Genomic DNA, 26,956 nt, shown 5'->3' with positions numbered 1-26,956 from the left:
CCGCACGGCCATACCGAGAGCACGGATACACACCAGAACATGCGCAGTGACGACACGCAGCGAATACGCGGAACCGCCGGCCGAGGGCGGGGGGCCGGGGCACCCCGGCCGGGGGTGCGGCCCGCGTCCGCCCGGCCCCGGCCCCGGCCCATGAACCGCCGCGGAGCCGTGCGGCGACGGCGGGCGCGCCTCACGGCGGTGGTGCTGGCCGCCGCTGCCGCCGCGGCGTTCCTCTACGTCTCCCCGCCGTGGCACGACGACGGCGCCGCCGTCGCGGCCGGCCAGGATCCGTCCCGGCCCCCCGCGGCCGCGCCCCCGTCCGGGGCGTCGGCGACCCCGGAGGCAGCCGCGCCCCCGGACCGCTCGCCGGGCGCCGGGGAGCCCGTGGATCCGGGATCCGTGCCGCAGTCGGGCCCCGGCACGTTCACCGTGGCACGGGCGGGCGTCCCGTCCGGGGGCGGCGGCAGCCGCTACCGCGTCGAGGTGGAGGACGGCATCGGCGTGGACGCGGACGGCGCCGCCGAGGAGATCGCGAGGATACTCGCCGACCCCCGGGGGTGGGGCGAGGGAGGGAAACGCGCCTTCCGGCAGGTCGACGACGGATCGGCCGGGCTGGTGATCCGGATAGGGACGCCGAAGACCACCGACCGGCTCTGCGGGCGGTACGGCCTGGACACCGGGGGCGAGGTCAACTGCCGGGGCGGGAAGAACGTGATGGTCAACCTGGCCCGCTGGCAGCTGGGTTCACCGACGTTCGACGGCCCCGCGTCCGAGTACCGGGCCCTGATCATCAACCACGAGGTGGGCCACTGGCTGGGCCACGGCCACGAGACCTGCCCCGGTGAGGGCAGGCCTGCGCCCGCGATGATGCAGCAGATCAAGGGGCTGAAGGGGTGCAGGTCCAACGCCTGGCCGTACGACGGCAACGGGCACTACCTGGGCGGGCCCTCCGTGCCGTAGCGGTGCGGGGCGGCCGGCCGCGTCCGTGTCCCGGGCCGCCTGGAGGCGCTCTCAGCGCCGCCGGTACACCAGCCGCCCGCCGAGGACGGTGGCCACGCAGGTGACGGCGCCCGCCGCGCACAGCCCCGCCTCGTCCGGCACGTCGAAGACCGCCAGGTCGGCACGGCCGCCGACGGTGAGCGGGCCGTGCGCGGACCCCGCCAGGTCCCGCCCCCGGGTGAGGGGGTCCAGGCCGGCCCCGCCGGACGGGGCCCCGGCGGGCGGGAGGACCGTCAGGCCCGCGCGGGCCACGGCGGTGCGTACGGCCGGTTCGGCGAACCCGCCCGCGAGGTGGGTGGTGCCGTGGCGCAGCATCCGCTGGAGTCCCCGGCGTACGCTGCCGGCCCGGCGGGGCTCGTCCATCCGGGCGGCCAGCCGCTCGAAATCCGGTCCGGTCAGGGGCTGTTCGCCGAGCTCGTCCGCCTCGCGCGGGTCGGGGTGGTAGCAGCGGGTCAGCAGCGCGACGGCGTCCGGCTGGTAGAGCCCCGGGGTGAGGACGCCCGGCCACCGCCGGACCCGGGCGTCCGGGAACGCGCCGGCCACCTCGTCGTAGGGGCCGAGGGCCACCACGCGGTCGCCGTCCACCGCGACCGCGCCCCCGTCCACGGGCGCCGCGCCGGCCGGGAGGACCAGCGGCGCGGCGTGAACGGTCAGCACCGGTGCCTCAGTTGGCGTCGAGGAGCTTGAGCTCGGGGTGTGCCGTGCCGCCCGCGATCGCCGTGGAGGAGATGTGCGAGACGACACGCTCGTCGACCGGGTCGTTCGCCGGGTCGTCGTGGACGACCAGGTGCTCGTAGGTCGTGGCGCGCTGGGCGGGGACGCGGCCCGCCTTGCGGATCAGGTCGATGATCTCGAGCCGGTTCGAGCGGTGCCTGGCGCCGGCCGACGAGACGACGTTCTCCTCCAGCATGATCGAGCCGAGGTCGTCGGCGCCGTAGTGCAGGGAGAGCTGGCCGACCTCCTTGCCGGTGGTCAGCCAGGAGCCCTGGATGTGGGCGACGTTGTCGAGGAAGAGCCGGGCGATGGCGATCATGCGCAGGTACTCGAAGAGCGTGGCCTGCGTCCGCCCCTTCAGCTTGTTGTTCTCCGGCTGGTAGGTGTACGGGATGAACGCGCGGAAGCCGCCGGTGCGGTCCTGGACGTCGCGGATCATCCGCAGGTGCTCGATGCGTTCGGCGTTCGTCTCGCCGGTGCCCATCAGCATGGTGGAGGTGGACTCGACCCCCAGGCCGTGGGCGATCTCCATGATCTCCAGCCAGCGCTCGCCGGACTCCTTGAGCGGGGCGATGGCCGTACGCGGCCGGGCGGGCAGGAGTTCGGCGCCGGCGCCGGCGAAGGAGTCGAGGCCGGCGGCGTGGATCCGGCGGATGGCCTCCTCCGCGGAGACGTCGGAGATCCGGGCCATGTGCTCGATCTCGGAGGCGCCCAGCGAGTGGATGACCAGCTGCGGGAACGCCTTCTTGATCGCGGAGAAGTGCTCCTCGTAGTACTCGACACCGTAGTCCGGGTGGTGGCCGCCCTGGAACATGATCTGGGTGCCGCCCAGCTCGACGGTCTCCGCGCAGCGGCGCAGGATGTCGTCGAGGTCGCGGGACCAGCCCTTGGCGGTGTCCTTGGGCGGGGCGTAGAACGCGCAGAACTTGCAGGCCGTGACGCAGACGTTGGTGTAGTTGATGTTGCGCTCGATGATGTACGTCGCGATGTGCTCCGTACCGGCGTAGCGGCGGCGGCGCACCGCGTCGGCGGCGGCTCCCAGCGCGTGCAGCGGTGCCGACCGGTAGAGGTCGAGCGCCTCCTCCGGAGTGATCCGCCCGCCTTCGGCGGCGCGGTCGAGGACGGGCTGAAGGTCGGCCTTCTCGGTCACCGGGCTGTCACCTTTCGGCGGTTCTTCTGCTGTTCCACGGACCGATCCAGCCTACGCCAGCCCCTGCCGGGGTCAGCCGTCGGACCGGGTGAGCGTGCCCTTGGGCGTGCCCGCGGCCTCCTCGTGGGACTCGTAGCGCAGGGTGCCGCCGGGGGTGAGGGTGAAGACCAGGTCGGCCTCACCGCCGGTGCACAGCGTGCCGGTACGGGCGTCCGGGTCGGCCCGCTCGCGGATCCTCAGCTCGGTGGCCGTACCGGAGACGAGGGTGCCGACGCCCTTGCAGACGACGGTCGTCCCGAGCGCGTCGAACCGGTACGACAGCCGGACCACCTCCTCGCCCTTCTCCCCTTCGACGAAGACGGCGGTGACGGTGCCGTGCGGCGCGCCGCTGCGTTCGGTCGCGGCGCCCTTCCAGGTGCCGGCGAACGCCTCGGGCAGCTCGCTCACCCCGCCGGACGCCGAGGAGGCGTCCGACGGGGCCTGGGAGGCGGTGTCGGGCGGGGTCTGCGCGGCGTCGCCGACGGAGCCGCCGCTCCCGCCGCCGCCGGGGAACAGGTCCCCCATCATCGCGACGCCGACGGTCACCGCGGCGAGCGCGCCCGCGACGGCCAGCGCGACCGTGCAGCTGACCCGCCGCCCCCGGCGCGCGCCGGGCCGGGGGCCGGTGTCCAGGGTGAGCGCGACGCGGGAGCCCGCTCCGGGCTCCCCCGCGGGAGCTGCCGTCGGGGGCCCTGGCGGGAGCGGGGGCGGGCCGAAGGCGCCGGGCGCCGCGCTCCCCAGCGACGCGTTGCTGAACGGCACCGGCCCGGTCTGCACCGGGGCGTCCTGCGGCTCCAGGTCCAGCAGGGCCACCGCGGACCTGCTGACCTCGCGCACCAGCGGGCCCGGCAGCCAGCCGGGCGCCACCAGCGACGCGGCACCGCCGGGCGCCAGCCTGCGGGCGAGCTCGGCGGGGGCGGGCCGGTCGGCGGGGTCCTTGGCGAGGCAGCCGGCCACCAGCTCGCGCAGTTCGCCCTCCAGGTCGCCGAGTTCGGGTTCCTCGTGGACCACCTTGTAGAGGAGTACGGCGGAGGAGTCGCCGGGGAAGGGCGCGGTGCCGGTCGCCGCGTAGGCGAGGACGGCCCCGAAGGAGAAGACGTCGGCAGCGCCGGAGATCTCCAGGCCGCGGATCTGTTCCGGCGCCATGTAGCCGGGCGAGCCGACGGAGACGCCGGTGGAGGTGAGGGACACGGTGGCGCCGAGGGCGCGGGCGATGCCGAAGTCGATCAGCCGGGGGCCGTCGAGCGCGAGCAGGACGTTGGACGGCTTCACGTCCCGGTGGATGAGGCCGTGCGCGTGCACGGCGTCGAGCGCCTCCCCGAGTCCGGCCCCCAGGGTCCGCACCGCGTACTCGGGCAGCGGGCCGTGGCGGACCACGGCGTCGGAGAGCGGCGGACCCGCGACGTAACCGGTCGCCACCCACGGCACGGCCGCGTCGGGGTCGGCGTCCAGGACCGGTGCCGTCCACTGCGCGCCGAGGCGCCGCGCGGCCTCCACCTCGCGCCGGAACCGCGCGCGGAACTGCTCGTCCTGGGCGAAGTGGGGGTGCACGACCTTGACCGCGACGGTGCGTCCGCCCGCGCTGCGCCCCAGGTAGACCCGGCCCATACCGCCGGCGCCGAGTCTGCCGAGCAGCCGGTAGGCGCCGATGGTGTGCGGTTCGCCGGCTTCCAGCGGCTGCATACGGTCTCCCCCTGTGGACCCCGGGACTCGGACGGCAGCCTAGGCGGCCCGCGTCGCACGGTCACGGAGACCCCGTGCGCCGATTTCGCCCCTATGGGCACGAAGCAGGGATTTTGCCACGCGGAAAGGCGCGAATACGCCGTTCGTCCGCACCGCAGGGGTTCACGGGAGGGAAACCGGAAGGCGTTCCGGGAGTCATCCGCTATTCCCCCGCGCACCCCCGGAGAGGGGCCTCATGACAGAACTCCGACATTCGCGCCCTTTCAAGGGAACGGAATGCCGGAGTCACGCATCAGGGGGAAAGCGCGGTGCGGGGAAGGAAGGCCCGGGAAGGTACGGGATTCACCTTCTCCCCCGCACCCATTCGCGTACGCCGCCCCCGGGCGCCCGCGCCCTCAGCGGCCGAACAGCTCGACCTCCACGTCCGCCGGGAACCCGGTGCTCGGACCGGTCCGCCGGGCGAACTCGCGCACGCCCGCCAGCTGGTCCGGGCCGAAGCGGAAGTCCAGGGTGGTGAAGTAGCGCTCCAGCACCTCGGCGTCGAAGCTCTCCCAGCGCGCGGCCTGCTCGGCCACCTTGGTGACCTCCTCCAGCGAGAGGTCGCGGGAGGCCAGGAACGCCTCGTGCACCTTCTCCACGTACTCGGGGTGCGAGGCCAGGTAGTCCTTGCGCACCGCCCAGACCGCGAAGACGAACGGCAGCCCCGTCCACTCCTTCCACATCGCGCCCAGGTCGTGGACCTGCAGCCCGAGCCTGGGGGCGTCGTGCAGGTTCGCCCGCAGCGCCGCGTCACCGATGAGGACGGCCGCGTCGGCCTCCTGCATCATCAGGCCGAGGTCCGGCGGGCAGGTGTAGTAGTCGGGTGCGACGCCGTACCGCTCGGCGAGCAGCAGCTGGGCCAGCCGTACGGAGGTGCGCGAGGTCGAGCCGAGGGCCACCCGGGCCCCGTCCAGCTGCTCCAGGGGGAGCTGGGACACGATCACGCACGACATGACGGGGCCGTCGCAGCCGACGGCGATGTCGGGGAGGGCGACCAGTTCACCGGCGTTGCGCAGGTACTCGACCAGGGTGACGGGACCGATGTCGAGGTCACCCCTGACCAGCTGCTCACTGAGTCTTTCCGGGGTGTCCTTCGAGAGCTCCAGGTCGAGCAGGGTTCCGGTCCGCGCCAGGCCCCAGTAGAGGGGGAGGCAGTTCAGGAACTGGATGTGGCCGACGCGCGGCCTGCTGCGACGGTCGTCGCCTTCTACGGGAGAGACGGTTGAATTGTCCACATCGCGAGGCTAGACCTGTCCCCGCCGGGCGGCATCATCGGGTCTCCCGCACCGCCCCGCGGAGGCCTTGTACGTCAGCTCTCCGGCGGCCCAATCAAACATCCGGGTGAAGTGATCTTTCCCTCTACCGCTCCCCACAGAGTGCGTGCTAGGCTCGCCGCAAGTTGCAGTTTGGTTTCCCTTGCAGTACAGAGCCTGCGGAGCATGTAACCCGCAGGCTTTTGTAGTTTTCAGACTTGTTTGCAGGTTCTGGAGCAGGGCAACCCTTTGGCCCAAGGAGGGCTTATGGCTACCGGAACCGTCAAGTGGTTCAACGCTGAAAAGGGCTTCGGCTTCATCGCCCAGGACGGCGGCGGCCCGGATGTCTTCGTCCACTACTCCGCGATCAACGCGTCCGGGTTCCGCTCCCTCGAGGAGAACCAGGTCGTGAACTTCGACGTCACTCAGGGACCCAAGGGTCCGCAGGCTGAGAACGTCACCCCGGCCTAGTTGCCCGGGTCGGCCGATCGCGGCCGAGTGAGCAGTACCCAAGGAGCCCCGCTCCCCCGCTTCGGCGGAGGAGCGGGGCTCCTGCCTTTGCGGTCCCGGCCCGCCGCGCCGGGCGGTGGAGGCGGCCCCTTCGGGCGGGTCCTCGCCCCCCGTTCATGTCGAGGGCCTGTGCAGAGCGTCACCCGATACTGACGAGCCCGCCCATAACAAGGCAGACTGTTGACCGCGACACCAACGGTAGGAAGCAGAGCGGGATCAGCAGCACCGGCGGGGCAGGCAGGACAGGGGGCATCATGGACCGCGACAACGGACCCGGCGTGCGCGTTCCGGAGCAACGCGCTCCGCGGGAACGGGCGGCAGGCACCGAACTGCGCTTCTCCGTGCTCGGCCCGGTACGCCTCTGGCGCGGCGGCGAGCCCCTTCAGTCCGGCTCCCCTCAGCAACGCGCCCTGCTCGCCGCCCTGTTGCTGCGCGACGGCCGCACGGCCACCGCCGCCGAGCTCATCGACGCCCTCTGGGGGGACGAGCCCCCCTCCCAGGCGCTGGCCACGGTACGGACGTACGCCTCCAGGCTCCGCAAGACCCTGGGCCAGGACACCCTGGTCAGCGAGGCGGGCGGCTACGCGGTCCGGATCCCGCGCGAGGCGCTCGACCTGACGCTCGCCCAGGACCTGGCCGCCGAGGCGGAGAAGGCGCGCGGCGGCGGGGACCGCTGCCAGGCCCGCACGCTGATCAACAAGCTGCTGGGCCTCTGGGACGGCGAGGCCCTGGCCTCCCTGCCCGGCCCGTACGCCGAGAACCAGCGCGCCAGCCTGGAGGAATGGCGCCTCCAGCTCACCGAGACGCGCCTCGACCTGGACCTGGAGGTCGGCTGCCACGCCGAGGCGGTCTCCGAACTGACCGCGCTCACCGCCGCGCAGCCGCTGCGCGAGCGGCTCCGCGAGCTGCTGATGATCGCCCTGTACCGCAGCGGCCGGCAGGCGGAGGCCCTCGCCGTGTACGCCGACACCCGCCGCCTGCTCGCGGAGGAGCTGGGCGTCGACCCCCGCCCCGAACTGGCCCGGCTCCAGCAGCGGATCCTGCGCGCCGACGAGGAACTGGCCCGCCCCGCCGACGAACCGGCACCCGCGGCCGTCCCGGTCCGTCCGGCCCAGCTCCCCGCCACCGTCCCGGACTTCACGGGCCGTGCGGCCTTCGTGCGCGAGCTGAGCGACCGGGTGGTGACCGCCGAGGGCTCCGTCATGGCGGTGTCCGCGCTGGCCGGCATCGGCGGCGTCGGCAAGACGACCCTCGCCGTGCACGTCGCCCACCAGGCGCGTCCGCACTTCCCGGACGGCCAGCTCTACGTCGACCTCCAGGGCGCGGGCGCCCGGGCCGCCGAACCGGAGACCGTCCTCGGCTCGTTCCTGCGCGCCCTGGGCACCGCCGAGTCCGCGATCCCGGACACCCTGGACGAGCGCGCCGCCCTCTACCGCTCCACGCTCGACGGGCGCCGCGTCCTGGTCCTGCTCGACAACGCCCACGACGCGGGCCAGATCCGGCCGCTGCTCCCCGGCACGGAGGGCTGCGCGGCCCTGATCACCAGCCGGGTCCGCATGGTGGACCTGGCCGGGGCGCACCTGGTGGACCTGGACGTGATGTCCCCCGACGAGGCCCTCCAGCTCTTCACCCGCATCGTCGGCGAGGAGCGCGTCCGCTCGGAGCGGGAGGCGTCCCTGGACGTGGTGGCCGCGTGCGGCTTCCTGCCGCTGGCCATCCGCATCGCGGCCTCCCGGCTGGCCGCCCGCCGCACCTGGACGGTGTCGGTGCTGGCCGCCAAGCTCGCCGACGAACGCCGCCGCCTCGACGAGCTCCAGGCCGGAGATCTCGCGGTGAAGGCCACCTTCGAGCTCGGCTACGGCCAGCTGGAACCCGCCCAGGCCCGCGCCTTCCGCCTGCTGGGCCTGCCGGACGGCCCGGACATCTCCCTCGCGGCCGCGGCGGCCCTCCTGGACCTGGACCCCCGCACGGCGGAGGACCTCCTGGAGTCCCTGGTCGACACGAGCCTGCTGGAGTCGGCGGCCCCGGGCCGCTACCGCTACCACGACCTGGTGCGGCTCTACGCGCGTGCGTGCGCCGAGCGGGACGAACAGCCGCCGGTGGAGCGGGATCTGGCGCTGTCGCGGCTGCTGGACTTCTACCTGGCCACGGCCGCCGGGGTGTACGCGCTGGAGCGGCCGGGCGACCGGACCGTCGACCACCTGGAGGCCACGGAGTACCCCGGTCTGGAGTTCGCCGCGCAGAAGGCCGCGCTGGACTGGCTCTACACCGAGGCCGGTTCGCTCCTGGCGTGCGCGCAGCAGCAGGCCGCGGTGCCCGGGCGGATCCGGCACAGCGTGGACCTCATGCTGGCGGCCAAGGACCTCGCGGAGTCGGGGGCGAACTCCCGTCAGTTCGAGTCGGCGGCCGTCGCGGTCCGGGACGCCGCGGTGGCGGCCGGCGACCCCCGGTCGGAGGCGCGGGCGCGTACGACGCTGGCTCAGGTGCACAGCATCGCGGGGCGGTTCGCGCAGGCGGAGGACGAGGCCCGGCGCGCGCTGCTGCTGGCGCCCGCGATCGACGACGTGTGGACGGACTGCAACGCCCCGAACGAACTCGGGATCATCGCCGGGTACCAGAACAGGCACGGCGAGGCGGAGCCCCTCCTCCAGCAGACCCTCGCCGCGTTCCGGCAGGACGGGAACCGGCCCGGCGAGGCCAGCGCCCTGTGCAACCTCTCGCGGATCCAGCTGGCCATCGGCCACACGGACAGCGCGGTGGAACTGGCCGGCGAGGGCGTCGCCCTGTACAACCGCCTGGGTCTCACGCTGCGGCTGGCCAACGGCCGGTACGCGCTCGGGCTCGCGCTGGCGCGTGCGGGCCGCCAGGACGAGGCGCAGGAGAGGCTGCAGGAGGCGCTGGCGGTGTTCCGGGAGAGCCGGCAGAGGCTGTGGGAGGGCATGACGCTCTTCCGCCTGGCCGAGGTCCACCTCGACGCCCGTCGTCCCGGTGAGGCCGCCGCCCTCTCCGAGCAGGCCCTCGCGGTACTTCTGCACATCGGCGGCGAGTGGCGGCGCGCGAACGTCCTGACCGTGCTGGGCACGGCCCTGCAACGGATCGGGCAGGTGGACCGCGCGAAGGTGTGCTGGCACGAGGCCCTGTCGACCCTGGAGCAGCTGAAGGCGCCCGAGGCCGACGCCGTACGCCTCCTGCTGTCTCCCGCACCCGCGGCGAACGGGCGCTGACAGCGCGTTCATCGTTCGTTTATCCCGGCCCTGCACTCTGATGACCGTCGGAACGTCGCGTCGGGGGGCAGACGATCCGGCGGCCGGGACCGCGCACTAAGGTGAACGGCTCTGAACAGCCCGTCCGGCAGTCCACGGGGGAACAGCCGGACGGGCTTCGCCGCCTGTCCATGCACCGAAGATGGAGTTCACATGAGTGATGTCAAGAAGCCCGTGGTCCCGAAGGCCGGCGCCGTGGGGGGCACCAAGCCGACGGACAGCCACATGACCGGCGAGCCCGTGGCCGAGCCGACGGACAGCCACATGACCGACGAGCCCGAGGTCACGACGCTGGACAGCCACATGACCGGTGGCGATCCTCGCTAGGACCGCCCTGACGGGGGAGACGGCCGCGGCGGCGCGGAGGGGGAGCCGTCGCGGCCGTCGCGTCGTCCGCGTACACGACGAGGGCCCGAGCCGACCGGCTCGGGCCCTCGTCGTGTGCGCCGCCTCAGTGGCGCAGTTCCGCCGTGACCAGGCAGCGCTTCACCTCGGGGAGCAGGCGCGGGCTGTCCATGCGGACCGCGACGGTCTCGGACCCGCCGCCGTCGACCTCGACGTCGGCCTCCCCCGTGTCGACCGTCAGGCCCTTGGCGTCGACGAAGGTCACGTCGATCTCGTACACATGGGTGCCCGTGGCGGTCGAGCGGACCTCGATGGAGGAGGAACTGCTGGCCTTGCGCGTGCCCTTGCGCGGCTGGGCGCAGCGGATGACGCGCAGCTCGGGCGCCTCCGAGGCGGTGGCGTCGGGTGTGGGCGACCCGTACGCGGAACCACCCGACGAGCTCGATGTGTTGTCGTCATGGGAGCGGTATCCGCCGTTGCTCTTGCCGGAGTTGGAGCAGCCGCCGCCGTCGGAGCCGCCGCTGCGGCTCTTCCCGCTCCCGCTCCTGCCGCCGTGGCCCGATCCCGAGGTGGAGAACCCGGTGAGCGCGAGCACCACCACGATCAGGACCGCCCCGAACCTCATCCGCCGCCGCACCATCGATGCAGCCCCCCTAGCTGTCGTCCCTGCTTCCGGCTTCCGCGGCCACCGCCCGTCCGCGCGACGGCCCGGTGCACAGCATTCCGGCCACTCACCCCCAGCGCGGTCATGACCCTGTCACGGTCTCGTCCCGGTCTCCGATGGCAGGGAAGATCGGCCGGGCGTAGCGTCGGTCCGGGGAGCGGTGCGCACAGCCGTGCGCCATGGCCCGGGAGGCTGTCGATGATCCGCAATGTCCTCGGCTCCGTCGTCGCCCTCGTGGGAGCGGCGGCGGCCGTGCAGAGCCCCTTCCACAGCTGGTACGACGCCCGGCTCGGGCGGGACTACCGCATCCAGGACCTCTTCGGCGGCATCACCGGCGTCGCGTCGTCCGTCATGGGCTCGATCCTGCTGCCGTTCCTGTTCGCCGCCGTGGTGACGATCGTGGGCGTCGTGCTCCGCGCCCGCTGGGTGGTGGCCCTCGCGGGCCTCGTCGTCCTCGGTTTCACGGTGCTGTGGATGGTCCGGCAGGGCCAGGCCGCCGGGAGCCTGACGGCCGGTGGCGGCTCCGGGCTGCGCTGGGGCGTGGCGCAGGCACTGGCGGGCGGCGTCCTGCTCCTGCTGGGCGCCCTGGTGATGTCGGGGAGGCGGGGCGTACGCCGGAGCCGCGCCCCCGAGCCCTACCCCGTTCCGCCGGACGACCGCCCCGACACCTGGCCGCCGACCCAGGAGCCGGGTCCGTCCGCGCAGACGTCCCCGGCGCCCGAACCCGAGGCGGACCCGTACACCGGGCCCGGCCGGCACCGGGCGTCAGCGGCCGACGAGGACACCGCCGAGTACCCGGTCCAGGACGGGAACACCTACCCGGGCCAGGACGGGCCGCAGGAGCCGGGCCGGTACCACCCGCCCCATCCCTGAGCGTCAGGCCCGCGCCCTGTTCCCCGTCCCGGTGCCCTTCGACGCGTCCAGGGCGTACACGCAGCGGTCCTTGCTGCACGCGTACACGACGCCGGCCCGCACCACCGGGGAGCCGGTGATCTCGCCGCCCGTGGCCAGCTTCCAGCGGAGCTGGCCGCCGGCCGCGTCCAGGGTGTAGAGCACGTGGTCGGCCGAGCCGAAGTGGACCCGGCCGTCGGCCGCCACCGGCGCGCCGACGACCTCGCCGCCCGCCGCGAAACGCCACTTGGGCGTGCCCGTCACCGCGTCCAGGGTGTAGAGCGCGCTGCCGCTGCCGACGTGCACGTTGCCCGCCGTGACCAGGACGGGCTCGACGGACTGCCGGGCCTCGGTCGCGATCCGCCACCGGTCCTTGCCGGAGGCGGCGTCCAGCGCGTACACCGTGCCCAGGTAGTCGGCGAGGTAGACCCCGCCGCCCGTGACCGCGGGCCCCGGCGCGAACGCGGGCGGGGAGAGGAAGACGGCCGGTGCCTCGAAGTGCCAGCGCACCCGGCCCGAGGCCGTGTCCACGGCCAGCACCCGGGTGCCCGCCGCGACGTACACGGAGCCGTCGGGGGCGGGGGTCACCCGGACCGGGACCCCGCCGCAGGAGGCGGCGTCGCCGACGGGGTAGGACCACCGCTCCGCGCCGGTGCGCGCGTCGACGGCCCGCAGCCGGGCGTCCTGCCAGAGGTAGACCGTGCCGTCGTGGATGACGGGGCCCGCCTCCGGCGTCTCGAAGTCCGTCTGGACGCCCGAGACCTCCCACAGCTTCTCGCCGCCGGACGCGTCCCACGCCTGTACGCCGCCGCCCCGCGTCCCGGTCAGGACGGTGCCCAGGTCGGCCTTGAGGGAGTACACCCAGGCGTCGCTCCGCAGCCGCCACCGCTCGGCGCCGGTCGTCGCGTCCAGCGCGTACAGGGACGGGCCGTCCGAGGCGTGGATGCGGCCGCCGTCCACGGCCATCGACCAGGCCACGTCACGGGTCTTGAACTGGCGGCGCCCGTTGCCCACGTCCAGGGCGTGGACCTCGAAGGACGTCACGTACAGCAGGTCGTCGACCACGACGGGCGTGCCCCACACGTCGTTCGACATGCGGAAGCGCCAGGGCCGCCACCGCTCGGGCGCGGCGGACGCCTCGTCCGTGGGCGGCGCGGGGGCGGGCACCGGAGCGGCCGGAGCGGCCGGAGCGGCCGGGGTGTGCCCGCCGGGCGGGCGGACCCAGCCGGTGGCCGGATCGGCGTGCGCGGCGGCCGGGCCGCGTACGTCCACGGGGCGCGGCCCCGGCCCGATCGGCACCCGGGCGCCGGCCAGGTGGACCGGACCGCCGTCGGGGGCGGGCGCCCGCGCCGGGGCGGGCGCGGTCCGCAGGTCGCCGCCGGCGTGCCAGGCCCCGCCGGGAGCGGCACCCGGCGGGGGCTGCCTCGGGGGCGGCGGAACGGCCACGGGCGCGGGCGCGACGGTGACGGTGCGGCCACCGCCCCGGCGCTGCTCGATCATCGCGGTGGCGACGCTCGGCAGCCACGCCGACGCGGTACCGCTGTCGTCGGAGCCGGAGGCGAACAGGTGCGGGGCCAGCTGGGACTGGAGGTCCGCCGGGCTGGGCCGCCGGGTCGGGTCCATCTGCATGCAGGACTCGATGAGCGGACGCAGGTCGTCGGGCAGCCCTTCGGTGTCGGGACCCTCGCGCAGCAGCATGAAGACGGTCTCGACGGGGTTCGCCCCGTGGAAGGGCGCGTGCCCGGTCGCGGCGAAGACGAGGGTCGATCCCAGCGAGAAGATGTCGCTGGCGCCGGTCACGCTGCGCGAGTCGCGGGCCTGTTCCGGGGACATGTAGGCGGGGGTGCCCACCGCCACGTTCGTCATGGTCAGCCGGGTGTTGGAGACGCCGGAGGCGATGCCGAAGTCGATGACCCGGGGTCCGTCCTCGACCACGAGGACGTTGGACGGCTTCAGGTCGCGGTGGACGAGTCCGGCGCCGTGGATGGACTGGAGGGCCTCGGCGATCCCGGCGGCCAGCCAGCGCACGGCCTGCGTCGGCATCGGCCCGCACTCACTCACTATCTCCTCGAGGGAGGGGGCGGGGACGTAGGCGGTGGCCAGCCAGGGGACGGCCGCCCTCGGGTCGGCGTCGACCACGGCGGCGGTGTAGAACCCGCTGACCGCGCGGGCGGCCTCCACCTCCCGCGTGAACCGGACCCGGAACAGCTGGTCCTCGGCCAGTTCCGTACGGACCGTCTTGATCGCCACCCGCCGGCCCGACGCCGACCTCGCCAGATAGACCAGCCCCATGCCGCCGGCCCCGAGCCGTCCCAGCACCTCGAACGGGCCGATCCGCCTCGGGTCATGCTGCGTCAGCTGCTCCACTTGCCTGCCACCTCCCCGTACGGACCTCAGAGAACAGAAGCCCGCGAAATCCCGCCCTGTGCAGCGTCTCACCACTGGGCACCACTTGGCGGTGCGCACCCTGATTCTTCCTGTCCCGGGGCCCGGTTGCGAACCCGGGGGCGAGTCGGGGTGTTGTGTGGCACTCCATCCCTTTCAGGACAGCGGCACGACGGCGGCAGGGCGGCTACGCGGGCGGCCCGGCCGCCTGGAGGACCGCGAAAGCCGCACCCTGGTCGTCCTGCAACACCGCCATCCGCCCGTACGGGATGTCCAGCGGCGGGGCCGTGATCCGGCCACCGAGGCGTGCCGCGGTCTCGACGGCGCGGTCGCAGTCGGCCACGGCGAAGTAGGTGAGGAAGAAGCTGGGCAGCATCTCGGGGAACGCGTCGGTGATGACCGCGCGGCCGCCGACCGCGGTGTCCTCGCCCCGCTCGGTGCCGGCGGGCGACCAGACCCGGAACGGCTCCGCCGCCCCGGGGGCCGCCGGTTCGACGTCCGTCCCCTGGAAGCCGAGGACCTCCTCGTAGAAGGCGTCCACGCGCTCCGGCTGCCGGGTGTGCACCTCGGTCCAGCAGAAGGCGCCCGGCGCGTTCCGCTTCTCGAAGCCCGCACGCTCCCCCGCCTGCCAGAGGCCGAAGACCGCGCCGCCGGGGTCGGCCGCCTGGGCGAGGATCCCGGCGGCGCCGGCCCGCACCGGATCGGTGATCATCCGGCCGCCCGCCCGCCGGACCAGCGCGACCGTGGCCAGGATGTCGTCGGTGGAGAAGTAGACGCCCCAGGTCGTGGGCATGCGGCCGTCCCGTTTGGCGGCGAGCGCGGCGACCAGCCGGCCGTCGCTGTACGCGTCGGCGAAGGGCAGGCCGTCACCCGCGTGGAAGGTCCAGCCGAAGAGCCCTCCGTAGAAGCGCTTGCCCGCTTCCAGGTCGGCGAGCTGGACGTCCACCCAGCACGGTGCGGACTGCGCGAATACGGCCATGGCCGTGGTCCTTCCGTCGCTGTGGGCTCGCCGCGGGGCCGCCGCGAGTCGGCCGGTGAACGCGCCGCGGGGCCGCCGCGGGGCCCGGTGCGCCTCGGCGGTGACGCTGTGGACCGCCGCCGGCCGCGCCGGCAGCAGCCGTGACGCCCGTCACACTCAACGTAGCGGCGGAGCCCTCGGGGCGCGCCCCGAGAGGCCGAATAGAACCTTTGCCCGAATCGTGAAGATCCCGCACCCCGCGTGGACGAAGGTTGTCCACCGAAGTTATCCACAGGCTGTTGATAACACCATCCGACCGGAGCGCGCCGCGGGCGCCGGGGAAGGGGAATTCATAAACGCCGATTCCGCGCGGAAAACGGATCGGGCACCCCCGCGAATTACACCGTCCGCCGTGTGGCAGACCGTGCGCCGACTGGGACGTTCCCCATTTGCAGTCGGCCAGATCGCGCTCGGATCACCCCTCGGTAAGCTGACGGCATGACAGGACAAGTACGCACCGTCGACGGCCGCGTGGCTGGTCGGCGAGGCCAGGCGACGCGGCAGAAGCTGCTCGACTGCCTCAGCGAGATGCTCAGCTCCTCGCCGTACCGGGACGTCAAAGTCATCGACGTGGCCCGGAAGGCGGGGACTTCACCCGCGACTTTCTACCAGTATTTCCCCGATGTCGAGGGCGCCGTTCTCGAACTCGCCGAGGAAATGGCCAAGGAAGGCACCGGACTGACCGAACTGGTCGGCGGCCGCTCCTGGGTCGGCAAGGCCGGCTGGCAGGCCTCCGAAGAACTGGTCGAGGGATTCCTCGACTTCTGGCGGCGTCATGACGCGATCCTGCGTGTCGTCGATCTCGGCGCCGCCGAGGGCGACAAGCGGTTCTACAAGATCCGCATGAAGGTGCTGAACTCGGTCACCAGCTCCCTGACGGACGCGGTCAAGGAGCTCCAGTCCAAGGGCAGGGTGGACAAGGACGTCAGCCCGGCCGCGGTGGCCGGCTCCCTGGTCGTCATGCTCGCGGGGGTCGCCTCGCACCAGAAGGGCTTCACGACCTGGGGCGTGAAGCAGGCCGAACTCCGGCCGAACCTCGCCCTGCTGGTCCATCTGGGCATCACCGGCAAGAAGCCGGTCAGGTAGGCGCCGGCCAGGACACTCCCCCTCGCACCCGCCGGGCGCCGCGCACCTCCCGCGGCTCCCCACGTCCTGTCGCGCCGACGGCGGACCACACACCCTGTGGTCCGCCGTCGGCGTCTCCGCGCGGACGCGGACCGCCGCGACGCTGTGGAATGGACCCATGAGCGATGCACAGCAGGACTTCCGCGACCTCCTCCACGCGCAGCGCGTCTGGGACGTGCCCCTCCCCTCCTTCGACGCGTCCCGCGCACCCGCGGCCCCCCTCCCCCTCTTCCACGCCTGGTTCGCCGAGGCGGTGGCGGCCGGGCAGACCGAACCGCACACCATGACCCTGGCCACCGCGGGCACCGAGGGCCGGCCCGACGTGCGCACGCTGATGCTCCACGACGCGGACGGGCGCGGCTGGCACTTCGCCACGCACGCCACCAGCGCGAAGGGGCGCCAGCTCGCCGCGTGCCCGCACGCGGCGCTCGGCTTCTACTGGCCCTCCCAGGGCCGCCAGGTCCGCGTGCGGGGCACGGCCGTCCCCTCGGGCCGCGAGGAGAGCCGGGCCGACCTGCGCGCCCGGTCCACCGGCGCGCTGGCCGCCGCGCTCACCGGATCGCAGAGCGAGGTGCTGGCCGCGCGGGAGGACCTCGTACGGGCCTCCGAGGCGGCCTGGGAGCGTGCGCGGGCGCGGCCGGACACCGAGGCGGAGACCTGGACGCGGTACGTGGTCGAGCCGCGGGAGGTGGAGTTCTTCCAGGGGGACGACCGGCGGCGGCACGTGCGGCTGCGCTACCGCCGGGACGGCGCCGGCTGGACCCGCGAACTCCTCTGGCCCTGAGCCCGCCCCCGGCCGGGAGCCCCTCTTTATCCGCTTTGCACGGCAAGGGGGCACTATGGAAGTCAGGTGAGCTACTGGAGGCACCCCCATGGCACGAATCCGTTCCCGTTACGCCCAGGACCGCGGCCTGACCACCCGCATGGTGAGCACGATGTTCTTCATCGGCCTGCTGTACGTGGTCATCGTGGGCGTACTGCTGGCCGTCCTGCGCGGCGCCTGGCCCATCATCCTGATCATCGCGGGCGGAATGTTCATCGCCCAGTTCTGGTTCAGCGACCGCATCGCGGCGTACGGCATGGGCGCCCGGGAGGTCACCCCGCAGGAGGCGCCCGAGCTGCACGGGGCGGTCGACCGGATCTGCGCCCTGGCCGACATGCCCAAGCCGCGGGTGGCCATCGCCCGCAGCGACGTGCCGAACGCCTTCGCGACCGGCCGCAGCGAGAAGACCGCGCTGATCTGCGCCACCACGGGACTGCTGCGCAGACTGGAGCCCGAGGAGCTCGAAGGGGTCCTCGCCCACGAGATGTCGCACGTGGCGCACCGCGACGTGGCCGTGATGACGATCGCGTCGTTCCTCGGCGTACTGGCCGGCATCATCACCCGGGTCGCCCTGTGGGGCGGCTTCGCCCGCAACAGCCGGGGCAACGACCCGGCGGGCATCATCATCATGCTCATCCCGCTGATCAGCGGGGTCGTGTACGCCCTGAGCTTCCTGCTGACCCGGCTGCTCTCCCGCTACCGGGAGCTCTCGGCCGACCGCACGGCCGCCCTGCTCACCGGCCGCCCCTCGGCGCTCGCCTCCGCCCTCACCAAGGTGAGCGGGCAGATGGCCAGGATCCCGACGGAGGACCTGCGCAAGGCGGAGCCGTACAACGCCTTCTACTTCGTGCCCGCCTTCAGCTCCAAGGAGAGCCTGAGCCGGCTGCTCTCCTCCCACCCGACCCTCGAACAGCGTCTGGACCAGCTGGCCCGCATCTCCGCCGGCCTGTCCCACCCGTAAGGAGCCTCCGTGGGCCTGCTCGACACCATCCTGGGCCGCAGCAAACCGGTCCGTCCCGACCTCGACCAGCTCTTCGCGGTGCCCTCCGCCGCGCTCACCCTCCAGGCGGGGACCGGTTTCGAACCCACCGGGCTCGGCTCGGTCTGCTTCGCGGGGGTGGAGGGCGGCACGTTCGCCCGCGTCCAGCAGGACGTGCGGGAGCTGCTCGACGCGGACACGGCCCGGGGCGGGGTGCCGGTGGAGTTCAGCCGCGACGGCTACGGCTACACCTGGCTGCTCGCCCGCCAGGCACCCGAGGACACGGCTTCCCTGGTCAACGACCTGCACGCCGTCAACACCCTGCTCCAGGACGGCGGCTTCGGCCCCCACCTGCTCTGCTCGATCATCGGGTTCCGGGGCCCGGAGGGGCGCTCGCTGGCCCTGGTCTACCTCTACAAGCGGGGCACGTTCTACCCGTTCGCCCCGGCGCCGGGCGGCGGGGAGAAGCGCGACAACGAGCTGGAGCTCCAGGTGCGGGCCGTCCTCGGCGACGACCTCCGGGTGGAGAGCGACCTGTCGCGCTGGTTCCCGGTGTGGGGCGCCCCCGGGCTCTGAACGGCCCCCGCGCCCGCCTGGCCGGGGGTCCCGCGCACCGGTCCGTGATCATTTCGCAACCGATTCCGGTCCGGACCGGAACCCATCATGTCCATGTCCTCCTTACGCTCCGAACCATGCCCGAAAGCGCCCCCGCCCCCGATGACGCCCTGCCCGCCTCCATCGACCGCACCGACGGCCGGCCGGTCTACGTGATCGGCGGCGGCCCGGGAGGTCTCGCCGTGGCGGCGGCCCTGCGGGAACAGGGCGTGCGCGCCGTGGTGCTGGAGAGGTCCGCGGCCGTGGGGTCGTCCTGGCGCGGCCACTACGACCGCCTGCACCTGCACACGACCCGGCGCTGGTCCGCGCTGCCGGGGCTGGCGATGCCCCGCCGGTTCGGGCGCTGGGTGTCGCGCGACGACATGGTGCGCTACCTGGAGAAGTACGCCGAGCACCACGAGCTGGAGGTGGTGACGGGGGTCGAGGTGTCCCGCGTCGACAAGGCCGCCGACGGGTCGGGCTGGCGGCTGAGCGCGACCGGCGGCCGGGTGCTCACCGGCCGGGCGGTGGTGGTGGCCACCGGCTTCAACCACACCCCGCGCATCCCCCCGTGGGCCGGCCGGGAGGACTTCACCGGCACGCTCACGCACGCCGCCGACTACCGTGCCCCGGGCCCGTACGCCGGCCAGGACGTCCTCGTCGCCGGCATCGGGAACACCGGCGCGGAGATCGCCGTCGACCTGGTCGAGGGCGGCGCGTCCCGGGTGCGGATCGCGGTCCGCACGGTCCCGCACATCGTGCGCCGCTCGACGGCGGGCTGGCCCGCCCAGGCGACGGCCGTCCTGGTCCGCAGGCTGCCGGTCCGGCTCGTGGACCGGGCGGGCCGCCTGATGTGCCGCGTCTCCGTCCCCGACCTGGCGGCGCAGGGCCTCCCGCGCCCCGGCACGGGCCTGTACTCCCGGGTCAGGGAGGGCGCGATCCCCGTCCAGGACGTCGGGCTGATCGACGCGGTCAGGAGCGGCCGGGTGGTCCCCGTGGCCGCGGTCGAGTCGTTCGACGGGGACGCGGTGGTGCTGGCCGACGGCACCCGGATCACCCCGGACGCCGTGATCGCGGCGACCGGCTACGAGCGCGCCCTTGAGGGCCTGGTCGGCCACCTCGGCGTACTGGACGCCCGGGGCCGCCCGGTGGTGCGCGGTGCCCGCACACCGGACGGCGCACCGGGCCTCTACTTCACCGGGTTCACCAACCCGATCAGCGGAATGCTCCGCGAGATCGCCCTGGACGCCCGGAAGATCGCCGCCCGCCTCGCGCGGACGGGCTGAGCCCGGCCGGTGCCTCAGCCGGCGGCGGCCGGTGTCGCTCCGCCGTGCCCGCGGCGGATCACCAGGGCCATCAGGGCCGCTGTCGCGCACAGGGCACCGGAGGCGTACCAGACCACGTCGTAGGAACCGGTCACGTCCCTGGCCACCCCGCCGAGGAACGCCACCAGGGCGGCCCCGACCTGGTGCGAGGCCAGGACCCAGCCGAAGACGATCGCGCTGTCCTCGCCGTACCGCTCACGGCACAGCGCCAGCGTCGGCGGGACCGTGGCGACCCAGTCGAGTCCGTAGAACACGATGAAGAAGACCATCGGCGGGTGGACCACCGGGGCCATCAGCATGGGCAGGAACAGCAGTGAGATCCCGCGCAGCGCGTAGTAGACGGCCAGCAGTCTGCGGGCGTCGAAGCGGTCGGTGAGCCAGCCGCTGAAGACCGTGCCGACGATGTCGAAGACGCCGATGACGGCCAGCAGCGACGCCGCGGCGGTGATCTCCATCCCGTGGTCGTGGGCCGAGGGCACGAAGTGGGTGCGGATCAGGCCGTTCGTGGAGGCGCCGCAGATCGCGAACGAGCCCGCCAGCAGCCAGAACGGGCCCGTGCGGGCCGCGTCGGCCAGGACGCGCAGGGTGCGGGCGGCGGCGCCCCTGGCCGGGGCCGGCTTCTCCACGTACGCGCCGCCGTAGGGGGCGAGCCCCACGTCCGCCGGGTGGTCGCGCATGAGGAGCCAGACGAACGGGACGACGACGAGCGCGGCCAGGGCGACCGTCACCGACGCCGGGCGCCAGCCGTGCTCGGAGACGATCCAGGCGCAGAGCGGGAGGAAGACCAGTTGGCCGGAGGCTCCGGCCGCGGTGAGGATGCCGGTCACCAGGCCGCGCCGGGCCACGAACCAGCGGTGGGTGACCGTCGCGGAGAAGGCCATCGCCATCGAGCCGGTGCCCAGGCCGACGAGCAGGCCCCAATAGATCATGAGCTGCCAGCTCGCCGTCATCCAGACGCTCGCCAGCGCCCCGGCCGCCACCGCGCCGAGCGCGACGACCACCACCCGGCGGATGCCGAACCGGTCCATCAGCGCCGCCGCGAACGGCGCGGTCAGGCCGTACAGCGCCATGTCGATGGAGACGGCGAGCCCGATCTCGCCGCGTGACCAGCCGAACTCCGTGTGGAGGGGGTCGATCAGCAGTCCGGGCAGGGAGTTGAAGGCCGCCCCGCCGATGATCGTCACGAAGGTGACGGCGGCGACGGTCCACGCGCGGTGGATCTGCGGACGGCGGCGGCGCGGCGCGTGCCGGACCGCCGGGCTGTCGGTTGTCTGGGTCACGCCGCTCAGCATCCGTCCGTGCTCCGCACCCGGACGAGTGGCCGGAGGGACACCCTTCGCAGGAATCGGGCCAGGGGCGCCGGGGCCGGGCCGGGCGCGCGGATCCGCTCGGGCGGACCGGCTCCGACCGGCGGTTCAGGCGGGCGGGGTCACGTGCGGCGGGCGCGCCGGGCCGGGCCCGCGCCGCCGGACCGGGCCGGGCCGGCGCCGGACGGCAGGCGGCTGTGGACGGCCCAGGCGAGGGCCGCGCCCGCCGCGTACCAGAACAGGTCCGGGACGTTGAACGTCGAGCCGAGCACCAGCCGGGCCACCGTGCTCTGCCGGGCGAGCCCGGCCGGTACGCCCGTCAGCTGGGCGAGTTCCACGGCCCAGCTGACGGCCAGCGCGGCGGCCGCGGCGGACAGCGGGCGCACCCGGGGCACGAGGAGGACCACGAGGGTGTGGATCAGCACGGTGTAGAGGGCGTCGCCCGCGTACTTCGCGACCTCGCCGCCCGCCACCGAGCGGATGCCGAGGCCCGCCGCCACGGTGACAAGGGCCGCCGCCGCGGCGCGAAGACGGACGGCGACCGTCCCGGGAACACCTGCGCGGGCGGCCTGCTTCTCCTTCATGACCGGTACGTTTATCAGGCCGTGAGCGGTCACGCCGAATCCGTGGGAAGGCGGGGGTCCAGATGTGCCACCGTGTCGTCGTCCTCGCCCTCGACGGGGTGCTCCCCTTCGAACTGGGCATCCCCCAGCGGATCTTCGGCCGTTCACTGCGCACCGGGCCGGACGGCGGGAGCGAGAGGCTGTACGACGTGGTGACCTGCTCGGTGCGCCCGCCGGGCCCCGTCCGCACCGACGCCGACTTCAGCATCATGGCCGAGCACGGCCCGGAGGCGCTGGCCGGCGCCGACACCGTCGTCGTCCCGGCCTCGTACGAGCTCGGCCCCGTGTACGAGGAGGGCCGGCTCACCCCCGAACTGGCCGCGGCCTTCGCGCACATCAGGCCGGGGACCCGCATGGTCTCCATCTGCACCGGCGGTTACGTCCTCGCCGCGGCCGGTTGTCTCGACGGGCGCCCCGCCACCACCCACTGGTCGTCGGCGGACCACTTCCAGCGGCTCTTCCCCGAGGTCCGCGTCGATCCGGACGTCCTCTTCATCGACGACGGCGACGTCCTCACCTCGGCCGGTGTCGCCGCCGGGATCGACCTCTGCCTGCACATCGTGCGCCGGGACCACGGCACCGCGGTCGCCAACGACGTCGCCCGCCGCACCGTCGTGCCCCCGCACCGCGACGGCGGCCAGGCGCAGTTCATCCGGCGCCCGCTGCCCGAGCCGGGGCTCGCCACCACGACGGCCGCGCGGGCCTGGGCCCTCGGGCGGCTGGAACAGCCCATCCAGCTGCGCGACCTGGCCCGCCAGGAGTCGATGAGTGTGCGGACCTTCACCCGCCGCTTCCGCGAGGAGGTCGGCATCAGCCCGGGGCAGTGGCTCTCGCGGCAGAGGGTGGAGCGGGCCCGGCATCTGCTGGAGTCCACCGATCTCTCGGTCGACCAGGTGGCGCGGGACGCCGGCTTCGGTACGGCCACGTCCCTGCGGCAGCACGTGCAGGCCGCGCTGGGGGTGTCCCCCACGGTCTACCGGCGCACGTTCCGCTCGGCGGCCGCCGGGCGCTGAGGCCCGTCAGGCGCTGGCGCGGTCGCCGGGCTGTTCCTGGACCGCGGGGACCATGACCGGGCCACCCCGGTCGATCTCGCACCAGATCCGCTTGCCCGCGCCCTCCGGCTGCCAGCCCCAGCGGTCGGCCAGGCCGTCCACCAGCTCCAGGCCCCGGCCGCCCGTGTCCTCACCTTCGGCGTGACGCGGCCGGGGCGGACGGCAGCTCCTGTCGGCCACCTCGACCCGCACGGTCTCCGCCGAACCGGCCCCCCCGGCCGAGCCGAACAGCATCCGCAGCACGGCCGGACAGCCGGTGTGGACCACGGCGTTGGTGACGAGCTCGGAGATCAGCAGGATGAGCGTCTCCGCGAGCGTCTCGTCGTCCTCCATGCCGGACCCGGCCAGCCGCGAACGGGCCCACCTGCGGGCCCGCCCCACCTCGGCGGGATCCGGACCGACCTCGAGCTGAACCTGAAGCACCGCTCACACCATCCGAACCGGCGGACACATCGCCTCGCGCCTCCTCAGGGTCACGGAACGTGACTCCCCTTCGAGACAGCATGGTTGACGTACAGTCACCGCGACAAGCGCTTCGGGCATATTCCAGCGCGAAGGAGTACGCGTGGTCCATACTGTGCGACGCACGCCGCGGAGAGTCGAACAGAGGCGCTCGGACACAGCGGGGACCGGGTCCCCGACAGGCCCGCCGCAGCTCCGTGCGCCGCGAGCCCGGGACCGTGCGTCCTCCGGGGCGGCCACAGGGGTCGCCCCCGGATCCTCCGGTTCCAGCACCACTCGCATCCCACGGAGGGTACCCGAGCGCGGGCCCGTGACTCCTCCCGGTGACGGGTCACTCCGGGGGCGCACGGAGGGTTCGGATGCGTTGAGTCACCCGTGACGCACCGCCCGTACGCCCCCCGGACGCGCCCGTACGCCTCCGGCCGGGCGGGCGGGGGGCAGGGGGCCGGTCACGCGCGCCCCGCCGCCGGGTTCGCCCACCCGTTCCCACCCGGCCGGTTCGACCACCCCGCCCGCCGTGCCCGGTCGTGCGCCCCCGCCGGCCCGTGCACCCGGGCCCGCGCGTCGGGTCCGGACCCGTGCGCCTACGCGTCGGGTTCGGTCACCGTGAAGTACGCGGAGAAGGCGGCGATGGCGTCCGACTCGGCGACCTGGCCGTCCTGGTCGGTGTCCAGGCTCCTCGCCGCCACGCTCGCGATGTCCTCCGCGGCGCCCAGCACCCGCAGGGCGCGCTCCACGGCGGCGACCGGCGCCGAGGCGGGCGCGTTGCCCTCGGGGTCCGTGCCGGCGGCGACGGAGAGCGCCGCGCGCAGGAACGGGCGCGCGATCTCCGCGAAGCGTTCGGGGTTGTCCCGCAGCCGTTTCACGGCTCCGCCGACGAACTCCTCCCGGGTGACGCGCTGGTCCCCGTCCACGTCCGCGATGCCCGCCATGCCCTGCCAGAAGGCCTCGGCTCCGGTGTAGAGCGACTGGCCCCTGTCGCAGCGGGCCCGCGTACCGAACTCGGTGAGCAGCCGGGCCGCGGCGGCGTTGAAGTCGCCTCGGTCGATGTAGTCGTTGCCGTCCTGGTCGAAGGCGGCGAAGCGGTGCGCGATCTTGCGCTCGTACTCTGCGCTGTCCATGCGGGGAGCGTACGACGCCGAGCGGCGTCACGTGTCACTAACTCCCTTCAGTGGTGTGACGACCTCGTGCCACCGCGGCGTGTCACGCGGTGAGCGGCCGGGACTCGTCGTCGGTGGCCGCGCCTGCGTCCGGATAGACGTCGAAGAGCCGGCGCACGCCCAGGGCGCCGAGCACCTTGTTGACGTGCGAGCCGTCGACCGCGCCGCGGGCGGGGAGGATCAGCCGGAGCCGGCCGCCGCAGGACTTCATGAGACGGCGGGCGGCGATCAGGACGTTGACGCCGCTGGAGTCGCAGAAGAGGACGCCGGAGAGGTCGAGGACCACGTCGTGGCGTCCGGCGGCCACCGCCCCGTGGACGGACTGGCGCACGACGGGTGAGCTCACGAGGTCGAGTTCGCCGTGGATCCGCAGCACCGTCCACGCGTCCTGCTCGGTCTCGTACACCTTCAGCGTCACGCGACTCGGCCTCTCGTTCCGGGGCTCCGGAGGATCCGGAAGTTTCCGTTCCTCCTCGCGGCTGCCCGCGTACCGGCCCGCGAAACGCCCTTCCGCCTGCCGGCCCGGCACAGGATTGCTCCAGAAACGATCACTTCAGGATCGTTTACGCGATCAGTAAAGGGCAAGGGGTGAACTGTTCTCTATCATTCGGCGCCACTCCCCGGACGTACTTACCGGAAAGGTTCGTGTCCGGACTATGCCGCCGACTACATTCGACGTGACGAGAGGCACAGGGCTGGGGGCTGGATGGCTAAGGACGCACCACCGCGCTGGGACCGCCGGATGCAGCAGCGGCTGACGCGTGGCGAGGCTGCGGCCCTGGGCGAGCTCTACGACCGGTTCGCCTCGCTCGTCCACAGCCAGGCGCACCGCATGCTCGACGACGAGGACGCGGCGGACCAGGTGACACGCGAGGTCTTCGGCTACGTCTGGGAGAACCCCGGCGCGTACGACCCCAGGCACGGCTCCATGCGCTCCTGGGTGGCGCGGCTCACCCACCGCCAGTCCGTCCAGCGGCTGCGCGGGGCGCACGACGGGGACGGGGGACCCGGCGCGGACGGCCGGGCCGAGGAGCTGGAGCACCGGGTGCTCAGGGCGACCGCCGCGGCCCGCGCCGACTACATCGTCGCCTCCATGCCGGCGCCGCTGCGTGCCGCCCTGGAGCTCGCGTACGTCCAGCGCAGGGACTACCGGCAGGCCGCCGAGGACCTGGGTGTCACCGGGGACGAGGCCAGGCGCCGGCTGCGGCTCGGCCTCCAGCTGCTCTCCACCGCGAACACCCGGCCGTCCGCGGACTCGGCGCCTCCCGGATACGGACCGCTCTCGTGACCGGCGGCCACGACGGCGACGGCCGCGACGGGGAGCAGCCGGTCGGACGGCGCATACCGGGTCCCCGGGCCGCCGCGGACGACCAGGAGGTGCTGCCTCCGGCACGGTCCTGGGCCGTGGAGCCGGCGAAGCCGCCGGATCCGCCCGTCCCGCCGCTCCCCCACCAGGTGCTCAAGTCCCTCCTCGGGGCCTGGGCCCTGGCCGCGTGCTCGGCCGGGGAGACCGCCGCCGTCGAGGAGCACCTCACCTCGTGCGCGCCCTGCGCCGACGAGGCACTGCGGCTGCGCGACGCCGTGGGACTGCTGCACACCGACGGCACCCTGGACCTGGACCCGATGCTCCGCTCCCGGGTGCTGGAGGGCTGCCTCGGCCGGCGGCCGGCGCGTATCCCCGTCCCCGAGTGGGCGGCGCCCTACGACGCGGAGACCGCGCGGCTGGACGCGCTGCTGCGGGACATCGGCGACGCGGAGTGGCACGCGCCGGTGCGGCTGAAGTGGTTCGAGGACGACCGTCAGGTGAACCGCAGGACGACGGTCGCCGGGGTGATCACGCACCTGATGGCCGTCGACGGCCTGGTGTCCAGGGCGCTCGGCCTGGACGACCCGCTCGGCAGGCCCGGCCACGACCGGCCGCCCACACCGACCGGGCGCACCGAGAGCTACTGGGCGGCGGCGCTCCGGCCGCCCACCCGGACCGTGCGGGAGCCCTGGCGCGACCAGAGCCACTCCCTCGTGCGCACGGTCTCGTTCGCCGGCCGCGGCGTCGCGGAGCTCTCCGTGCCGTACGGGGACTTCGCCCTGCCGCTCCAGGACTCGCTCCTGGAGCGGGCCTTCGAGTGCTGGGTGCACGGCGGGGACATCGCGAAGGCGGTGGACTACCCCTACGAACCGCCCGCAGCCGCCCATCTGCACCGGATGATCGACCTGGCCGTCCGGCTGCTGCCGGCCGTCCTCGCCGGGCGCCGCCGCGCGGGGCTCGCCTCACCGGCCCGCCATCTGGTCGCCGCGGGCTCGCCGGGACGCTCGCTCCACCTGGAGGTCGAGGGACGCGGCGGCGGTGACTGGTACATCGCCCTGGACTCGCCCGCCGCCCTCGGCTCCCCCGCCCACACGGTCGCGCAGGTCGCGCTCGACGGGGTGGAGTTCTGCCGGCTGGTCGCCGGACACGTGCCGCCGGTCGAGGCCGCGGCCGGCCAGGAGGGCGACCGCGAGGCGATCAGCGACGTCCTGTTCGCGGCGGCCTCCCTCAGCCGGCTGTAGGGCACC

The 26,956-nt window shown here is 73.9% G+C and carries 25 protein-coding genes; 13 read left to right on the top strand and 12 right to left on the bottom strand.

The features are described 5' to 3' along the window. Positions 1–39: 39 nt before the first annotated feature. Positions 40–960, top strand: coding sequence for a DUF3152 domain-containing protein (locus tag ACFVS9_RS27385; protein ID WP_389936367.1), 921 nt, complete (start codon positions 40–42; stop codon positions 958–960). A 51-nt stretch (positions 961–1,011) separates the two neighbouring features. On the opposite strand, the gene ACFVS9_RS27380 is transcribed toward ACFVS9_RS27385, so the two are convergent. The 4 genes from ACFVS9_RS27380 to ACFVS9_RS27365 form a co-directional block, all read right to left on the bottom strand. Continuing rightward, entirely contained in the window at positions 1,012–1,656 is a 645-nt protein-coding gene (locus ACFVS9_RS27380; protein ID WP_383115909.1) for a hypothetical protein, read from the bottom strand. 7 nt (positions 1,657–1,663) lie between these two features. Continuing rightward, positions 1,664–2,863, bottom strand: a complete 1,200-nt coding sequence (gene mqnC / locus ACFVS9_RS27375; protein ID WP_383115910.1) for a cyclic dehypoxanthinyl futalosine synthase — start codon at positions 2,861–2,863, stop codon at positions 1,664–1,666. Positions 2,864–2,935: 72 nt separating this feature from the next. Beyond that, a complete protein-coding gene (locus tag ACFVS9_RS27370) occupies positions 2,936–4,585 on the bottom strand; it encodes a serine/threonine-protein kinase (RefSeq protein WP_389936363.1) in 1,650 nt (549 codons plus the stop codon). Between the two features lie 395 nt (positions 4,586–4,980). After that, positions 4,981–5,859 carry a menaquinone biosynthetic enzyme MqnA/MqnD family protein gene (locus ACFVS9_RS27365; protein ID WP_383115912.1) on the bottom strand — a complete coding sequence of 293 codons (879 nt, stop codon included), beginning with the start codon at positions 5,857–5,859 and terminating at the stop codon, positions 4,981–4,983. A 285-nt stretch (positions 5,860–6,144) separates the two neighbouring features. Here ACFVS9_RS27365 and ACFVS9_RS27360 point away from each other — a divergent pair, with 285 nt between their 5' ends. The 3 genes from ACFVS9_RS27360 to ACFVS9_RS27350 all read left to right on the top strand — a co-directional run bounded on the left by ACFVS9_RS27360 (position 6,145) and on the right by ACFVS9_RS27350 (position 9,977). Next, the gene (locus ACFVS9_RS27360) at positions 6,145–6,348 is read left to right on the top strand and encodes a cold-shock protein (protein WP_003967102.1); all 204 of its coding nucleotides are present in this window, start codon (positions 6,145–6,147) and stop codon (positions 6,346–6,348) included. Positions 6,349–6,641: 293 nt separating this feature from the next. Beyond that, entirely contained in the window at positions 6,642–9,611 is a 2,970-nt protein-coding gene (locus ACFVS9_RS27355; protein ID WP_383115913.1) for a BTAD domain-containing putative transcriptional regulator, read from the top strand. A 192-nt stretch (positions 9,612–9,803) separates the two neighbouring features. After that, positions 9,804–9,977 (top strand): hypothetical protein, encoded by a 174-nt coding sequence (locus ACFVS9_RS27350; RefSeq protein WP_383115914.1) that lies wholly within the window; start codon positions 9,804–9,806, stop codon positions 9,975–9,977. Positions 9,978–10,101: 124 nt separating this feature from the next. Here the strand turns inward: ACFVS9_RS27350 and ACFVS9_RS27345 are convergent, their stop codons facing one another. Continuing rightward, on the bottom strand, positions 10,102–10,635 hold the full coding sequence (locus ACFVS9_RS27345; protein WP_389936359.1) for a hypothetical protein: 534 nt from the start codon (positions 10,633–10,635) through the stop codon (positions 10,102–10,104). 222 nt (positions 10,636–10,857) lie between these two features. Between ACFVS9_RS27345 and ACFVS9_RS27340 the strand changes: the two genes are divergently transcribed. Beyond that, positions 10,858–11,532, top strand: a complete 675-nt coding sequence (locus ACFVS9_RS27340; protein WP_389936356.1) for a hypothetical protein — start codon at positions 10,858–10,860, stop codon at positions 11,530–11,532. A gap of 3 nt (positions 11,533–11,535) precedes the next feature. On the opposite strand, the gene ACFVS9_RS27335 is transcribed toward ACFVS9_RS27340, so the two are convergent. Then, positions 11,536–13,917, bottom strand: coding sequence for a PQQ-binding-like beta-propeller repeat protein (locus tag ACFVS9_RS27335; protein WP_389936353.1), 2,382 nt, complete (start codon positions 13,915–13,917; stop codon positions 11,536–11,538). Between the two features lie 205 nt (positions 13,918–14,122). After that, entirely contained in the window at positions 14,123–14,914 is a 792-nt protein-coding gene (locus ACFVS9_RS27330) for a VOC family protein (protein WP_389936351.1), read from the bottom strand. A 477-nt stretch (positions 14,915–15,391) separates the two neighbouring features. On the opposite strand from ACFVS9_RS27330, the gene ACFVS9_RS27325 reads away from it, so the two are divergent. The 5 genes from ACFVS9_RS27325 (at position 15,392) to ACFVS9_RS27305 (ending at position 19,760) form a co-directional block, all read left to right on the top strand. Next, entirely contained in the window at positions 15,392–16,039 is a 648-nt protein-coding gene (locus ACFVS9_RS27325) for a TetR family transcriptional regulator (protein ID WP_383116596.1), read from the top strand. A 157-nt stretch (positions 16,040–16,196) separates the two neighbouring features. After that, complete coding sequence (locus tag ACFVS9_RS27320) at positions 16,197–16,862, top strand: pyridoxal 5'-phosphate synthase (protein ID WP_389936348.1); 666 nt, start codon at positions 16,197–16,199, stop codon at positions 16,860–16,862. Between the two features lie 88 nt (positions 16,863–16,950). Next, complete coding sequence (gene htpX / locus ACFVS9_RS27315; RefSeq protein WP_389936345.1) at positions 16,951–17,862, top strand: zinc metalloprotease HtpX; 912 nt, start codon at positions 16,951–16,953, stop codon at positions 17,860–17,862. 9 nt (positions 17,863–17,871) lie between these two features. Beyond that, positions 17,872–18,456 (top strand): hypothetical protein, encoded by a 585-nt coding sequence (locus ACFVS9_RS27310; protein ID WP_383116599.1) that lies wholly within the window; start codon positions 17,872–17,874, stop codon positions 18,454–18,456. A 116-nt stretch (positions 18,457–18,572) separates the two neighbouring features. Next, complete coding sequence (locus ACFVS9_RS27305; RefSeq protein ID WP_389936342.1) at positions 18,573–19,760, top strand: flavin-containing monooxygenase; 1,188 nt, start codon at positions 18,573–18,575, stop codon at positions 19,758–19,760. A 14-nt stretch (positions 19,761–19,774) separates the two neighbouring features. Here ACFVS9_RS27305 and ACFVS9_RS27300 read toward each other — a convergent pair whose 3' ends face one another. Both ACFVS9_RS27300 and ACFVS9_RS27295 read right to left on the bottom strand, forming a co-directional pair. Then, entirely contained in the window at positions 19,775–21,079 is a 1,305-nt protein-coding gene (locus tag ACFVS9_RS27300; RefSeq protein WP_389936339.1) for an MFS transporter, read from the bottom strand. Between the two features lie 149 nt (positions 21,080–21,228). After that, positions 21,229–21,690, bottom strand: coding sequence for a DUF2809 domain-containing protein (locus tag ACFVS9_RS27295; RefSeq protein ID WP_389936336.1), 462 nt, complete (start codon positions 21,688–21,690; stop codon positions 21,229–21,231). A 62-nt stretch (positions 21,691–21,752) separates the two neighbouring features. On the opposite strand from ACFVS9_RS27295, the gene ACFVS9_RS27290 reads away from it, so the two are divergent. After that, a complete protein-coding gene (locus ACFVS9_RS27290; protein WP_383116603.1) occupies positions 21,753–22,742 on the top strand; it encodes a GlxA family transcriptional regulator in 990 nt (329 codons plus the stop codon). A gap of 6 nt (positions 22,743–22,748) precedes the next feature. On the opposite strand, the gene ACFVS9_RS27285 is transcribed toward ACFVS9_RS27290, so the two are convergent. The 3 genes from ACFVS9_RS27285 to ACFVS9_RS27275 form a co-directional block, all read right to left on the bottom strand. Continuing rightward, entirely contained in the window at positions 22,749–23,204 is a 456-nt protein-coding gene (locus ACFVS9_RS27285; RefSeq protein ID WP_383116604.1) for an ATP-binding protein, read from the bottom strand. 623 nt (positions 23,205–23,827) lie between these two features. Then, on the bottom strand, positions 23,828–24,364 hold the full coding sequence (locus ACFVS9_RS27280; RefSeq protein WP_383116605.1) for an EF-hand domain-containing protein: 537 nt from the start codon (positions 24,362–24,364) through the stop codon (positions 23,828–23,830). An 82-nt stretch (positions 24,365–24,446) separates the two neighbouring features. Beyond that, complete coding sequence (locus tag ACFVS9_RS27275; RefSeq protein WP_383116606.1) at positions 24,447–24,821, bottom strand: STAS domain-containing protein; 375 nt, start codon at positions 24,819–24,821, stop codon at positions 24,447–24,449. A 288-nt stretch (positions 24,822–25,109) separates the two neighbouring features. Here ACFVS9_RS27275 and ACFVS9_RS27270 point away from each other — a divergent pair, with 288 nt between their 5' ends. After that, on the top strand, positions 25,110–25,691 hold the full coding sequence (locus tag ACFVS9_RS27270) for an RNA polymerase sigma factor (RefSeq protein WP_389936331.1): 582 nt from the start codon (positions 25,110–25,112) through the stop codon (positions 25,689–25,691). Further along, positions 25,688–26,950 (top strand): maleylpyruvate isomerase N-terminal domain-containing protein, encoded by a 1,263-nt coding sequence (locus tag ACFVS9_RS27265; protein ID WP_383116608.1) that lies wholly within the window; start codon positions 25,688–25,690, stop codon positions 26,948–26,950. The genes ACFVS9_RS27270 and ACFVS9_RS27265 overlap by 4 nt, the downstream gene beginning before the upstream one ends. Positions 26,951–26,956: the final 6 nt, after the last annotated feature.

The organism is Streptomyces sp. NPDC058008 (assembly GCF_042886395.1).
GTDB lineage: Bacteria > Actinomycetota > Actinomycetes > Streptomycetales > Streptomycetaceae > Streptomyces.
Note: the sequence above shows the minus strand (reverse complement) of the source record. Positions and strands in the feature narration are given on the sequence as shown.

Bases quoted from the DNA above. Each gene is read 5' to 3' on its own strand.
- ACFVS9_RS27330 (WP_389936351.1), bottom strand. From the start codon at position 14,914: ATGGCCGTATTCGCGCAGTCCGCACCGTGCTGGGTGGACGTCCAGCTC.
- ACFVS9_RS27325 (WP_383116596.1), top strand. From the start codon at position 15,392: ATGACAGGACAAGTACGCACCGTCGACGGCCGCGTGGCTGGTCGGCGA.
- ACFVS9_RS27270 (WP_389936331.1), top strand. From the start codon at position 25,110: ATGGCTAAGGACGCACCACCGCGCTGGGACCGCCGGATGCAGCAGCGG.
- ACFVS9_RS27385 (WP_389936367.1), top strand. From the start codon at position 40: ATGCGCAGTGACGACACGCAGCGAATACGCGGAACCGCCGGCCGAGGG.
- ACFVS9_RS27320 (WP_389936348.1), top strand. From the start codon at position 16,197: ATGAGCGATGCACAGCAGGACTTCCGCGACCTCCTCCACGCGCAGCGC.
- ACFVS9_RS27345 (WP_389936359.1), bottom strand. From the start codon at position 10,635: ATGGTGCGGCGGCGGATGAGGTTCGGGGCGGTCCTGATCGTGGTGGTG.
- ACFVS9_RS27295 (WP_389936336.1), bottom strand. From the start codon at position 21,690: ATGAAGGAGAAGCAGGCCGCCCGCGCAGGTGTTCCCGGGACGGTCGCC.
- ACFVS9_RS27355 (WP_383115913.1), top strand. From the start codon at position 6,642: ATGGACCGCGACAACGGACCCGGCGTGCGCGTTCCGGAGCAACGCGCT.
- ACFVS9_RS27360 (WP_003967102.1), top strand. From the start codon at position 6,145: ATGGCTACCGGAACCGTCAAGTGGTTCAACGCTGAAAAGGGCTTCGGC.
- ACFVS9_RS27350 (WP_383115914.1), top strand. From the start codon at position 9,804: ATGAGTGATGTCAAGAAGCCCGTGGTCCCGAAGGCCGGCGCCGTGGGG.
- ACFVS9_RS27370 (WP_389936363.1), bottom strand. From the start codon at position 4,585: ATGCAGCCGCTGGAAGCCGGCGAACCGCACACCATCGGCGCCTACCGG.
- htpX (WP_389936345.1), top strand. From the start codon at position 16,951: ATGGCACGAATCCGTTCCCGTTACGCCCAGGACCGCGGCCTGACCACC.
- ACFVS9_RS27290 (WP_383116603.1), top strand. From the start codon at position 21,753: ATGTGCCACCGTGTCGTCGTCCTCGCCCTCGACGGGGTGCTCCCCTTC.
- ACFVS9_RS27305 (WP_389936342.1), top strand. From the start codon at position 18,573: ATGCCCGAAAGCGCCCCCGCCCCCGATGACGCCCTGCCCGCCTCCATC.
- ACFVS9_RS27340 (WP_389936356.1), top strand. From the start codon at position 10,858: ATGATCCGCAATGTCCTCGGCTCCGTCGTCGCCCTCGTGGGAGCGGCG.
- ACFVS9_RS27280 (WP_383116605.1), bottom strand. From the start codon at position 24,364: ATGGACAGCGCAGAGTACGAGCGCAAGATCGCGCACCGCTTCGCCGCC.